At 44.2% G+C, this 12,452-nt stretch carries 11 protein-coding genes; all 11 read right to left on the reverse strand.

The window, feature by feature from the left end; genetic code table 11:
* Positions 1–110: 110 nt before the first annotated feature.
* The 11 genes from WBS51_RS14875 to WBS51_RS14925 all read right to left on the reverse strand — a co-directional run bounded on the left by WBS51_RS14875 (position 111) and on the right by WBS51_RS14925 (position 12,382).
* A complete protein-coding gene (locus WBS51_RS14875; protein ID WP_342694151.1) occupies positions 111–239 on the reverse strand; it encodes a hypothetical protein in 129 nt (42 codons plus the stop codon).
* A 184-nt stretch (positions 240–423) separates the two neighbouring features.
* Positions 424–1,905, reverse strand: a complete 1,482-nt coding sequence (locus tag WBS51_RS14880; protein WP_342694152.1) for a sulfatase — start codon at positions 1,903–1,905, stop codon at positions 424–426.
* Positions 1,906–1,929: 24 nt separating this feature from the next.
* On the reverse strand, positions 1,930–3,438 hold the full coding sequence (locus WBS51_RS14885; protein WP_173750275.1) for a response regulator: 1,509 nt from the start codon (positions 3,436–3,438) through the stop codon (positions 1,930–1,932).
* Positions 3,435–5,054 carry a sensor histidine kinase gene (locus WBS51_RS14890; RefSeq protein ID WP_294542701.1) on the reverse strand — a complete coding sequence of 540 codons (1,620 nt, stop codon included), beginning with the start codon at positions 5,052–5,054 and terminating at the stop codon, positions 3,435–3,437. The genes WBS51_RS14885 and WBS51_RS14890 overlap by 4 nt, the downstream gene beginning before the upstream one ends.
* Positions 5,055–5,240: 186 nt before the next feature.
* Positions 5,241–6,677: a sulfatase-like hydrolase/transferase gene (locus WBS51_RS14895; protein WP_173750277.1), complete on the reverse strand. Its 1,437-nt coding sequence runs from the start codon at positions 6,675–6,677 to the stop codon at positions 5,241–5,243.
* 54 nt (positions 6,678–6,731) lie between these two features.
* Positions 6,732–7,481: an ABC transporter ATP-binding protein gene (locus WBS51_RS14900; protein ID WP_177959600.1), complete on the reverse strand. Its 750-nt coding sequence runs from the start codon at positions 7,479–7,481 to the stop codon at positions 6,732–6,734.
* Between the two features lie 16 nt (positions 7,482–7,497).
* Complete coding sequence (locus tag WBS51_RS14905) at positions 7,498–8,286, reverse strand: ABC transporter ATP-binding protein (protein WP_173750279.1); 789 nt, start codon at positions 8,284–8,286, stop codon at positions 7,498–7,500.
* Positions 8,262–9,065 carry an ABC transporter permease gene (locus tag WBS51_RS14910; protein ID WP_173750280.1) on the reverse strand — a complete coding sequence of 268 codons (804 nt, stop codon included), beginning with the start codon at positions 9,063–9,065 and terminating at the stop codon, positions 8,262–8,264. The genes WBS51_RS14905 and WBS51_RS14910 overlap by 25 nt, the downstream gene beginning before the upstream one ends.
* The gene (locus tag WBS51_RS14915; protein ID WP_173750281.1) at positions 9,058–9,852 is read right to left on the reverse strand and encodes an ABC transporter permease; all 795 of its coding nucleotides are present in this window, start codon (positions 9,850–9,852) and stop codon (positions 9,058–9,060) included. Before WBS51_RS14915 ends, WBS51_RS14910 begins: the two co-directional genes overlap by 8 nt.
* Before the next feature lie 193 nt (positions 9,853–10,045).
* Positions 10,046–11,110 (reverse strand): ABC transporter substrate-binding protein, encoded by a 1,065-nt coding sequence (locus WBS51_RS14920; protein ID WP_173750282.1) that lies wholly within the window; start codon positions 11,108–11,110, stop codon positions 10,046–10,048.
* 501 nt (positions 11,111–11,611) lie between these two features.
* Positions 11,612–12,382 carry a hypothetical protein gene (locus WBS51_RS14925; protein ID WP_173750283.1) on the reverse strand — a complete coding sequence of 257 codons (771 nt, stop codon included), beginning with the start codon at positions 12,380–12,382 and terminating at the stop codon, positions 11,612–11,614.
* Between the last annotated feature and the right edge of the window lie 70 nt (positions 12,383–12,452).

The raw sequence follows: 12,452 nt of genomic DNA on the forward strand, positions 1-12,452 counted from the left end.
CTTTGACGAAGTGAACCGTGAACCCGTGGTTTATCACTGGAAGTATAAAATGGATGAAATCAGTGAAGAGGAAGCAGTATCAATTTAATATAGCAATTATTTAATATTCGTTATACTAGTATTTTTATAATCTGCTCTGAATCCTTCTGTACCTTTTCCTGAATCGATTCTGCATAGGCTGCCAGGCGTTTCCCCCTTAATTCTTTCTCTTCTTGATAAATTTCAACCGTATTTTCCATTCTAACACCCCATTAAACTTTTTATGATTGTATCATTTATGATATCATTGGTCAATATCATTTCTAGGGTTTATACTTTTTTAATGGGGTCTGACCCCGTTACTATTTTTGTGGCATCTCGTTATTAGCCTATAGTTTGAAGAAGGGTATTTCTGCCTTTCTGAAAAAAATTTGTTATCATTGGTTACAATCCCATCCGGATAAACTGTTCTTCCGGACAGTCGTTTTCGATCATCATTTTTTTCATCAGAGCTGCCATCCGCCTTTCCTCAGCGATATTTTTCAGAGGATGCTCCTCGTCAGGATCTGATTCCAGACAGAACAGCATGGTGGGATAACCGGCCTGGGAAACCTGCTGCCGGCTTTCCAGCTTCAGCACAGGAATACCTTTTGTAAAAGAAAACGGCGAAGCAAGTTTCATGGACTTGAGAATATCATGATTGATAAAAGCTCTTCGTCCCCCGTGGCGGGTGACCATCAGTGTATATTCATATCGGGGCTGGTTATCTGGAAGGGGACTTCTCATATAGACCCATGTTCCGTCTGTGCAGCAGACCTGTCCTCCGAAAATTCCGAACAATCCTCCTTCACGGACGGGAACGTCCTGCTCTATCACAGGGCGAAGCGGTTTTCCCTCCATATCAGGAAACAGAGGCAGGCCAAAGTATTCCAAAAGTGTTGCGGGAAGATCAATGGTCTGTACCAGCTGGCTGGTTCGCACATTCTGTCTCCGGCTTCTGGGATCCCAGATAAAGAGCGGCGTATGGGCAACCTCTCCGTAAAATGGACAGTGACATTTGGCCCATTGCCCGTGTTCTGATAAAAGAAAGCCATGATCCGTATTAACAATCAGCATGGTATCCTTCCAGAGATCGTAAGAATCCATTGCATCTAATATTTTTCCCAGATTTTCATCGCAAAGCTTTAAAACAGCTGCGTACTGATGGCGCAAATGCTGAATCAATTCCGGACTGTCCTCTTCGTTTACAGGACGGTAATCCGGCCAGTCACAGAACGGACCATTGTAGGAATCCGGAAACAGACTGCGGTATTCCGGCTGCGCAAAAAACGGTTCATGGGGATCGAAAGTTTCAATTTGAAGGAACCAGTTGTCCTTGTCGTGATTCTGCTCCAGAAAATCAAGTCCCTTTTGAAATGTTTGACATTGCGGCTGTCTGGAAACATCCTGCATAGCTGTTCGATTGGCAAAATCCTGTATCACCCAGTTGTCTTCCGGCTCTCCGCATACGTTTCTGGTAGGAGAAGGTCCGTCAGAAAAGCCCACCAGAGGCTGCCAGTTATCGCCCTCCTGCCCACGTACACATTCCCAGGTAGTATAGCGCTGATGGTAGGTGGCGCCTCCGTCTTCCCAGTAATGATAGTGATCACTGATCAGATGGGAATGGATTCCTGACTTTTTCAGTGTTTCAGGCATGGAATCATCAAACGGCTCCAGTGGTCCCCAGCTCCGATGAAGAAAATTATATCGTCCTGTATGAAGCTCTCTTCTGGCAGGCATACAGGGCATACTTCCTACCCAATAGTTATCAAAAGTTACAGAATGTTCTGCCAGGCGTGAGAAATTTTCTGTTCTGGTCCATTGACAGCCGTAGGGGCGAAGCAGATGACGGTTCAGAGAATCGTACATTACCATAATTGCCTTCATAAAGATTCTCCTTTTCTAGAAATATCAGCTTCCGCTGCGTCGGTATTCATACGGACTGACGCCGTACTTCTTTTTAAATGTAGTTGAAAAATAGCTGGCATTGTAGTAGCCTACTTGCTGGGCAATGGTCTGTACACGGAGTGCTGTATTTTCCAGAAGCTGCACCGAATGTTGGAGGCGAACGTCGGTCAGATAATTGATAAAGGTCTGTCCGGTTTCGATTTTAAATACTCTGGAAAAATAATCTGGATTTAAGTATACCTGAGCGGCAACCTGCTCTAAACTCAGCTGTTCTGCATAATGAGCATTAATATATTCCACTGCAAGGCAGATATTTTTTGATTTTGGCTGGAGCTCGTCTATAGGAAGGCAGCACTGCTTTGCTGCATCCAGCATAACTTCTTTTGCTGTATCCAGAGTAATGCATTGCTGCAGGCGTAAATGAAGCTCCTCTGCATGATCCAGAACAATACCATTTCCCTTTGCCTCAAATTCCAGCAGATCCAGAGCATCCAGGCACAGCTTGCAAAGAGGATCAACTGTTAAAATTTTCTGGCTGGGAAGAACTTCAAAAAACGTTTTTATCAGCTCGTAGCGCTGTCCTCCCTGAACCTGATGAAGATGCACCCGGAATTTAGTAAACGTGTTTTTCCACAGCTCATTTCTGCGGAACAGTTCCTTTAAGGGATATTGAGGCTCATAGACCCTTTTTTTGCCTGTGTAAAATCCCTCACCCAGAGAGCAGGATGCCTGCCAGACCATAAAGGGGATCTGGCTCATTTCATCTGTAATGGCGCTAATTCCTACCATGCAGTGATTAATGACCTGTACGTGTCTGGCATATTCCGTCAGTTGTCTGGCCTTTTCTGCAATGCTAAGAGTTTTTGGGAAATTTCCTACGATCATATATACTCGATCTGTATAGTCAAATCCGGCAACATGACGAGCTGGACTTTCTTCTGGAAATAGAAGGCCGTTTTCCTCCATATCCTGCTTCCATACAGCCAGGGCGAATAAGCCATTGTTTCTCCAGCGAATTCCACACTGACGAAGCCGTTCCAGATCGTCCTCTCTCAGCTCTCTGGTCTGTCTTAAGATATGGCTGATCACGGATTGTATCTGAGCTACATTTGCCACATCGGGCTCTTCCTGATGATTCTTTCGTTGCAGTTCCCCTGCAATCCGATTTAACAGCTCCTGAAGCAGATCATTCTGCATTTCTGTTTTTAAAAGATATTCAGACGCTCCATCTCGCAGAGCCTGACGAACCAGGCTGAAATCGGAAAAGGCCGTTAATACCACTACCTTTGCCCTGCTTCCCAGAGCTTTTAAAGCATGAAGAAATTCCAGTCCATCCATTACCGGCATTTTAATATCTGTTAAAATCAGGTCTGGTTCGTCTCGATGAAACAGTTCCAGAGCTTCCTGTCCATTGTGTGCTACTCCAGTCAGCTGGCAGGACGGATTTTGAGAAATGCAGAACTGCAGCCACTCACAAATCATTGCTTCGTCATCTACCACTAGAACTTTCATTGTATCTCCTCCTTTTGTTTTATGGCAGGCATCAAAAGGGTTATGGTAGTTCCCATTCCCTGAAAGCTGTCTATAGACATTCCATAATCTTCACCATAGTTTAAACGAATCCGGTTGTGTACGTTAGACATACCAATAGAATGTGCGTCTTTTATTACTGTCTGATGAAGGCTTGCACGTACTTTTTCTAAGGTTTCAGAATCCATCCCGACCCCATCATCGGTAATTGTCAGAAGAAGGTTATTACCCTGAAAAGCTGACTCAATGATGACTGTTCCTGCCTCGCTTTTGGCCTCTAATCCATGGAAAATGGCATTTTCTACCAGTGGCTGGAGAATCAGCGGCGGAACCATGCAGTCCTCTGTGTCTTTCGGCATCTCAATTTCGTAATTAATTTTTTCTCCATAGCGCAGCTTCTGGACTACCAGATATTTTCGTGTTGTCTCCAACTCGTCACTTAAGGGAATGGTTGTATTTTTTACAGCTAAAGTGCTTCTGAGCAAATCAATAAATGCGCTGAGCATTTTGGCTGCCTGTTCATTTTTTCCAACCTCCACTGCACATCGAATAGAAAACAGGGTGTTATACAAAAAATGAGGATTGATCTGTGCCCGGAGAAAGTTGACCTCCAGGGCTCTTTTCTGCTTCTCTCTCTCCTGAATCCGTTCCATCAGGCTGGTAATCTCATCAGCCATATGTTTAAAGCTTTCCTGAAGATGGTCAATCTCCTGAGTCCCTCTTGCCACACAGGGCGGCGTGAAATCCGGACTGCCAAACTTGTCCATAGCATCGCTCAGAGCTGTCAGAGGAGTGGAAATACGTCTGGAAATATAAACAGATACAGCAACCGCAAGAATCAAACCAGTTATCAGAATGCTCCCTATAATCCAGTAAGTATCGTTTAATGCCCCTAGAATGATTTTGGTTGGACTTTCCTCTACAATGGTCCACCCTGTTTTCTGATCCAGGTGGGTAGACAGCACATAACTCTTTCCCAGCTTTTGGATGATATTGGAATTTTCTGTGCCATAGGTCTTCTGCATATAATTCACATCAATAAACTGCTTTCCCAGCATTTTTTTATTGGAATGAGAGACAATAAATCCATTTTGATCATACAGATAAACCTGTCCACCCTGTTCCTGGACAGATCCATACAAATCCTCCAGCTGCTTTTCATCAATTAAAATCAACAGTACATGTTTCTCATCTCCGCTGCCTAAAAGCCGTCCTGCTGCAAACTGATATGTACGTTCGCCTTTTTTATATGCAGAAAAGGTACGGGAAAAATGAACCTCTCCTTCACTGCCCTCAGACATTGCTGTCAGCAGATTTTTATACCAGGGCTGGTATACCCAGGTATCCGTATCGATCTCTCCAGAATTGTAAAAAAAGCCATTTTCTCCCCAAATGACCACCTCATGACCAATTGGGCCAATAATTTCATCGTAAATCTTTTTCTGAGAATCTAGGTACTCCCAGGCTTTTTTATGTTCCCTTTCAGAGAGCGGTTTGTTCAGAAAGTCATGGCTGATAATTTCATGGGTATACAAATTCGATAACGTTGTACTGCTGGTTTTGATCAGGTTGGCTCTCTCTCCTATCTGTCTGAGCACAGCGATTCGGTTGCTTCCAATCTGTTTGATCAGCAGATCTCGTATCGATCCGCTGACAAGAAGGGAAACGGCAATAAAAAAGAGAGTGAATACAAAGCAATAGGCTCCAAAAAGCTGAGTACGTAGTTTCTTGGTACATACAGAAATTTTTTCAAACCATTTGTTCATCGTATTCACTCCCAGATGTTATTTCATTCGGTATGGTGCAAAGTTTGGATTTTCTTTAATATAGTCATCACAGCTATGACCAGAAACTCCCTTTCCCCATAAACCGGCTAGTCCGGTCTGCCCGGAACCAAATACCGCTTCCTTTGCTCCGTCGATTTCCGGATTGACGTATTTGGAAAACCAGGTTTCCAGACGGAGACGCATTTCCTGCTCCAGCTCTTCAAAGCCTCCGCTCATCAGGAGATTGTTTGTTTCTCCTGGATCCGTTTTCAGATCGTAGAGTTCATTAGGACCATAGGGATACCGTGCTACATATTTAAAACGGCGGCCTCGAATCATACGGTTTGGGCCGTATTCATCCATTACCACGACTTCCTCATGCTGGTTAAAAGCTTCGCCTCTTAAGGCCGGGGCAAAGGACATGCCAGGGCGGTTTCCATGATCAGAAGCTTTTAAATCCAGATAGTCCAGGAGAGTCGGCATAAAATCGTATGCAGAAACCAGCGCATCGCAAACAGCTCCTGCCGGAATATGTCCCGGATGACGGACAATAAACGGAACCTTTACGGATTCCTCATACATATTTAAGGGGAAGGTGGCGTTGCCTTTTCCCCAGAAGCCATGGTGGCCGCAGGAGAAGCCATTGTCTGCCGTAAATACAACCAGAGTATCCTCTGCGATTCCCATATCTTCCAATTTTTCCATAATTTTTCCAATGCCAGCGTCCATAGCAGTTACAGCTGCAAAATAGCCGATAAGATTGCCACGTTCATCCTTGGCCACTTCGTCTGTCAGATAAATACTGTCTGGATGTCTGGGAAGATGGGGAACAGACTCAAAAGGACAGTCCTTATAAAGATCCGTATATTCCTTTGGATGATTGTTCAGCCATGGAGCATGGGGAGCCGTATAGGCCACATGAAGATAAAAGGGCTGTTCCTGCTCCCTTCTTGTATCCAGAAATTCCAGGGCATCCTCTGTAATGGCCTCAGTCACATACCGCTCCTCCCGGTACAGAACTCCATCCTTGTACATAGGAGCGCCGTAATAAGGACCGCCGCCGGATTTATGACTGAACCAATGGGTAAATCCCTGCTGTACCTTTCCTGCTGCTCCCATATGCCATTTTCCGGACAGAGCGCAGCAATATCCATTTTCTGCCAGTGCTTTGGTATAGGAATACTGTCCTGCCAGATACTCCAGGGCAGACTGTTTTTCATCATCATCTCGAAGCCAGTCATGAACACCATGCTGAGAGGGAATCGTTCCAGTCAAAAGACTTGCCCGGGCCGGTGAACAGACGGGAGATGTACAGAAAAAATTTTCAAAGCGCATTCCCTCCTGAGCCAGGCGATCGATATTGGGAGAAATAATTTCCTCGTTGCCGCTGCAGCCCAATGACCAGTAGCCCTGGTCATCGGAAATAATAAAAACAATATTTGGCTGTTTTTTCATTGGAACACCTCCTGATTATAGCAGTATGTCTGTCTGGTGTAAAGTTTTATTCCATTACCACCATTTAATCAGATCTGTTACTTCGTTACGAAGTTTTACGAAATCCGGGCTGGCAATGTCTCTTGGGCGAGGCAAATTGTTGTCAATAGCGCATTTAATACTGGTAGGCTTGTTGGTCAGCACCAGGATCCGCTCGCCCATGTAAACAGCCTCTTCAATGTTATGAGTAATGAAAAGAACGGTGGTACCAGTTCTCTGCCATAAGCTGATCAGCTCGTCTTCCAGATGATAGCGAAGCTGGATATCCAGCTGACCATAGGGCTCGTCCATCAGCAGTAAATCCGGCTGGGTTGCGAATGCTCTTGCAATTACAACACGCTGAAGCATACTGGCAGACAGCTGATCTGGATAGTATTTGCGGTATTTGGTCAATCCCACAATGTCCAGATATTCATTTACAAGAGCTTTTGCCTTTTCTTTTTCCACACCCTTAATATCCAGACCAAAACCAACATTTTCTTCTACAGTCAGCCAGGGCATAGTAGAATATTCCTGGAAAATATAGGCAATGTTATGTTTCTTTAAATCTACAGGTTCCCCGTCCAGTAAAATTTCGCCGGCCGTAGGCTGGTAGAGCTTTGTCAGGCTATTTAAAAACGTTGTTTTTCCGCATCCCGTAGGACCTACAATGCATAAAAATTCTCCGGAACGCACATCAAAGGAAATATCATTTAAAACAAGAAGATCTCCGAATTTTTTGGTCAGATTTCGCACCTGTACCTTTGGCATTTTATTATCCTGCATGGTATTCTCTCCTCTCTTACAGCGTCAGATCCATATTATCGGTAATTAACTGGCGCAGACGCAAAAATTCAGGATCCACATAATCACGAGGATGGGGCATATTGATGACATACTCCTTCTTAATATGGGTTGGACAGTTTGTCAGCAATATAATGCGGTCTGCTAAGAACAGCGCCTCTTCAATATTGTTGGTAACAAATATAACAGTTCGTTTTTCCTTTTGCCAAATCCTCTGAAGTTCTTCCTCCATCATATAACGGGTCTGGGCATCCAGATGACCAAATGGCTCATCCATCAGCATAATATCCGGCTGATTGGCATAAGCCCGGGCAATTCCTACGCGCTGGCGCATACCACCGGAAAGCTGACTGGGATAACTTTTTTCAAATCCAGTAAGTCCGACTAATTCCAGATATTTCTTGACTCTGGAATTTTTCTCTTCAGCTGGAAGATGGCGTACCTTTGGTCCAAAGCCAACGTTTTCTTCGACAGTCATCCATGGGAAAAGAGAGGTCTTCTGGTAAACAACCCCCCGCTCAGGAGCAGGTCCGGTTACTTTTTTTCCTCGGGTATATACTTCGCCCTCTGTCGGCATATCCAGACCGGCTAAAATATTCAGAAGAGTTGTTTTTCCGCACTGTCCGGCCCCAAACAGTACCAGAAATTCATTTTCATGCACTTCAAAATTCATTCCGCGGAGGACCTCATTGCGTCCGCTTCCATCATAGCTTTCAAAACTGCGTCCTACATTCCGGCATTCCAGCACGGCAGCTCCTGTTTTTACATTCCCTTCTGCTCGTTCCATGCGCACAGTCTCCTTTCTAATGCACTGGTTAAATTCGCCAGTATAAAGCCTACGATACCAATTGCGACGATACCAACCATGATCTGTACCGTATTTCCGGTATTCATTCCACGTACAATCATCCATCCAACACCTTCATTGGACTGAATCATCTCTGCGCCTACTACTGCGCTCCATCCAGCGGTTACAGCAATCTGAAGACCTGCGAAAATATAAGGAACAGAGGACGGAAGCACAATTTCGAAGAATACCTGGCGTTCGTTGGCTCCCAGCATACGGGCTGCTCCGATTAATTCCGGATCCACATTTTTTGCACCGTCATAGGTGTTTACCGTAATGAAACAGAAGCATCCTAAAAAAATAATGAAGAATTTTCCGGTATCGCCAAGCCCAAACCACAAGATGGACAGGGGAATCCATGCCAGAGGCGGAATCGGACGGATAAATTCAAAAATAGGTTTAAAAATAGCTTCAAAGGTTCTGGAATATCCCATTCCTACACCAAGGGCAATGCCTGCAATCGTGGCAAAGAAAAAAGCAACGGCCACCCGGTACAGACTGACCCCTACATGCGCCAGCATGGTGCGTTTACCAATCGGTTCTACAAAGCTTCTGAAAAACGCTGCAAGAACCTGACTTGCCGGAGGAAGAAACATGGATGCGCCGGTAAATCTGGCAGCCAGCTCCCAAACAATAAGCAGAGATACCAGAGAAATAATAGTGTAGATTACAATCAACTGTTTATTTGAAAAACGGCTATTTGTTGTAGAATCAATCATGCTGTCTTCCCCTCCTTACAAAACGTTTCTGCAGTCTTTCCAGAACGGTATTTAAAAGCAGTCCTACAAATCCAATGGTCAGCATACCAACGATAATGACATCTGGGCGTCCCAGCATACGGGCCATCTGAATCATATATCCCAGTCCGCTTGTAGCTGCAAGCATTTCAGCGGCTACCAGTGCAACCCATGCAGAGCCCAGAGCCAGACGAAGACCGGTAAAAATCATAGGGAGAGCTGTGGGGATTGCCACCTTAAACAAAAGCTGACGATTGGTTGCCCCAAAGGTTTTTCCAACCCACAGGTGGACCTGACTGGTACGGCGGATTCCGGTATAAGAGTTTACGGTCGCACTGATAAAGGCAGCAAAGAAAATGATGCCGACCTTAGATGCGTAACCGATACCCAGCCATAAAATCATCAAAGGAATCCATGCAAGTGCTGGAACAGGACGGATAATATCAAACAGAGGCTTTGCAAACAGCTCAAAGCGGCGGCTCCATGCCATTCCGATTCCCAAGGGAACTCCGATTAAGACACCTACTACATAACCGCCCAAGGCGATTTTCAGACTGGACCAGATGTTTTCGAACAGTGACGAACCATCAGGTACTGTACCTCCAGTCAGCTTATACCAAAGCGTATTTAAAATTTTTGTCGGGCTTGGAAGCATAACAGGGCTTACCAGATGGAATACATCAGTAACCAGCTGCCAGACCAGAAGCACAAACAAAAATGAGCATACGGAAATCAACTGAAACTTATATTTTTGAAATAACTCCTTCATTCGCTTTTCACACCTTTCCACACATAAAGCCTATTTCTAAGGAAAACGGCCTGCAGCAAACCTTGTCGCAGGCCATTCTTTGCAGGTTGCCTTTTTCTGACTGAATCCACATAAGGCGGACGCCTAAAGCTTCTTATCCGCTGTAAGCGGGCAAGAAGATGCAAGGCTGAACTGTTACGATTTAATGGATTGTTTACTGGTAATCCTTTACAAAATCAGTAATTATATTGGTGTTGAATTTTTCGGTTGCACTTGCTTCCAGCTGTCCCTGCTCTACATAGAATTCGCCTAATTCCTTTGCGAAGTTTCCAAGCTCGCGGCCCTTCCACTCATCCTTGGTCAGCCAGTTTACACGATTCAGGTCTGCTACACAGTTTTCCTTGCTGGTTTCAATACCTGCATCCTGCAGAAATTCTACCAGCAAATCTGCTGCCATGTCCGGATCCTTTTCCAGGGCTTCACAGGCCTCTAATGCACAGTTGATATAGCCCTGCATTACATCAGATTTGCCATCCAGTGACTTTCTGTTTCCTACAATCATATCTACATAACGAGTACCCATATCGGCCAGGTTAGCAACCTGTACCATGCCGTCGTTTTTTGCATCAAAGAAGGTAGGAACATTCAAGGAAGCAGCATCGCCCTGTCCGGCCTGCAGTGCCTGATAAGCCTGTACGGTGTCCATGTTTACAATATTGACATCTGTCGGCTCCATTCCCAGCTTTTCCAGCCATTTTAAAACGGTAAAGTGCTGAGCAGTTCCTACTGGAGTTAAAATGGTAATGCCTGAAACGGATTCCGGGCTTCCAAGCACAGTGGGAAAGGATGGATTAAAACCAGTGTCCTGTGCTACAGGACAGTCCGGAGAAACAAATACGCCCTGTCCATCGGTAGATTCCAGAACTTCACCGATAATCAGCTCATCATAGTTTGCCATGCCGGTTACTGCGGCTGCACCCATCTGCCCTACATCCCATAAGTCTGCAGCCAGGGCTTCATTCATAGGAGCCCCGGTATCAAACATGGTAACTTCCATTTTAAAGCCTGCTTTTTCATCCAGTCCGTTTTTCTGGATATAATATGTGGGAAGGCTGGTAATGGTTGGCATTGCTGCTACACGCAGAGTCGGGAGTTCACTGTTTCCCCCTGCTGCATTTGAAGCATTGCTTCCACTTCCACCAGAATTTCCTCCGCATCCTGCAAGGGATACCATTGCTGCTGACGCCAGTAAAAGAGCTACTCCTTTTTTCAACTTCATAATCACGTTCCTCCTTAAAATTCTGCAGCCATTCTGCACTTGTTTTGTTGTCTTTATTATAACAAGAGGGCCTTTTTTTGTGTTTTAGATCTTTTTACTTTTCTTTATTGCCGGAAGGGTGAATTTTTTATTTTTTACTTTTTATTCATTATTCCGACATTTTTAACCGTTTTTTTGTCTTAAATACATAAGCAAAACAACAAAGTTTTGTGCATTATTTTGTTTTAAATTGCTTTATTTTATTGGTGCTTTATTAATAATGGTGCGATTATTCGTTTTTTATAGCAGATACTATGTAATATGCATAAAAGAGGAACGTGTTTTTCTTTTCCGCAGGGGGATTTCTTTGGAGCGCTTTCCTGTCATAGAAATTTCCTGTGACATAAAAACAGAGGGGTATCAAAAAATACCGCCTCTGTGAATGATGCTTTTTATTTGATTTACTTTTTTAGAACGCTTTGGCTCATCAAGCTTCCGTCAGGAAGCTGATCAGTATTCCACTCATCCAGCATATCTCATACCGTCAAATACATCCTCTGCAATAACACCATTTATAAGCTGAGGATATTGGTTTACCTCAATCTCTGCATAGAAAAGAGTTCCATCTGCATCCTTAAACAGCAGATAGCTGATTCCGTCTGTAGCATAGGGATACAGGACGGCACCCTTTGAAACGATCTGATTTTTGCCGGACGGCTTTTCGTCCTTTCCGCAAAGCTCCAGCTCAAAATCCTGTTTTAACTGAAAGCGCAGAGGATCGGATATGAGGAAATCCTGTTCTGACTGAGGCACTCCTGCTACATTTGCGTGATAATCCTTGCATCCAAAACAGGTGCTGAGTGTACTCAGGCGGGACGACAGCATCATATGCTCCGGATTTGTAAGGGTGTAATTGAGTGTTCTGTGAGCCGAACGATAGGAGTTCTCCAGATTGGTTTCCAGCTCTTCATAATTCTGTTCCAGGCAGAACGGAGCGAAATTATCTAAAGAAGCAGGGGTAACATCGGAATTTGTTATTTTATATATCAGTAAAACGCTGTAATCATTCTCATGGCTGGTGAACAGATACAGATAACAGCTTCCGTCTGTATTTTTTACAAAAAACGGTTCACAGTTGCCATAGCTTCGAAAATTGAAATTACACTCCATGCTGCCAGACTGTATTGTCAGGGTATATTCTTCTGGATATTCATCTTCCCGTCCGGTATAAGTGATATTGATATCTAGTGTATTGACATATTTATATTTAACACAATTATTCTTTTGCTTCATGCCGTTTCATGATATACTAAAAAGAAACGGCGGTGATTCATTATGGCAAGACCTAAAACATATCATATTA

This window comes from Blautia acetica, from assembly GCF_038739805.1.
In the GTDB taxonomy this organism is placed as follows: Bacteria; Bacillota; Clostridia; order Lachnospirales; family Lachnospiraceae; genus Blautia.

Bases quoted from the DNA above. Each gene is read 5' to 3' on its own strand.
- WBS51_RS14875 (WP_342694151.1), bottom strand. From the start codon at position 239: ATGGAAAATACGGTTGAAATTTATCAAGAAGAGAAAGAATTAAGGGGG.
- WBS51_RS14905 (WP_173750279.1), bottom strand. From the start codon at position 8,286: ATGGAACGAGCAGAAGGGAATGTAAAAACAGGAGCTGCCGTGCTGGAA.
- WBS51_RS14915 (WP_173750281.1), bottom strand. From the start codon at position 9,852: ATGAAGGAGTTATTTCAAAAATATAAGTTTCAGTTGATTTCCGTATGC.
- WBS51_RS14885 (WP_173750275.1), bottom strand. From the start codon at position 3,438: ATGAAAGTTCTAGTGGTAGATGACGAAGCAATGATTTGTGAGTGGCTG.
- WBS51_RS14910 (WP_173750280.1), bottom strand. From the start codon at position 9,065: ATGATTGATTCTACAACAAATAGCCGTTTTTCAAATAAACAGTTGATT.
- WBS51_RS14925 (WP_173750283.1), bottom strand. From the start codon at position 12,382: ATGAAGCAAAAGAATAATTGTGTTAAATATAAATATGTCAATACACTA.
- WBS51_RS14895 (WP_173750277.1), bottom strand. From the start codon at position 6,677: ATGAAAAAACAGCCAAATATTGTTTTTATTATTTCCGATGACCAGGGC.
- WBS51_RS14880 (WP_342694152.1), bottom strand. From the start codon at position 1,905: ATGAAGGCAATTATGGTAATGTACGATTCTCTGAACCGTCATCTGCTT.
- WBS51_RS14920 (WP_173750282.1), bottom strand. From the start codon at position 11,110: ATGAAGTTGAAAAAAGGAGTAGCTCTTTTACTGGCGTCAGCAGCAATG.
- WBS51_RS14900 (WP_177959600.1), bottom strand. From the start codon at position 7,481: ATGCAGGATAATAAAATGCCAAAGGTACAGGTGCGAAATCTGACCAAA.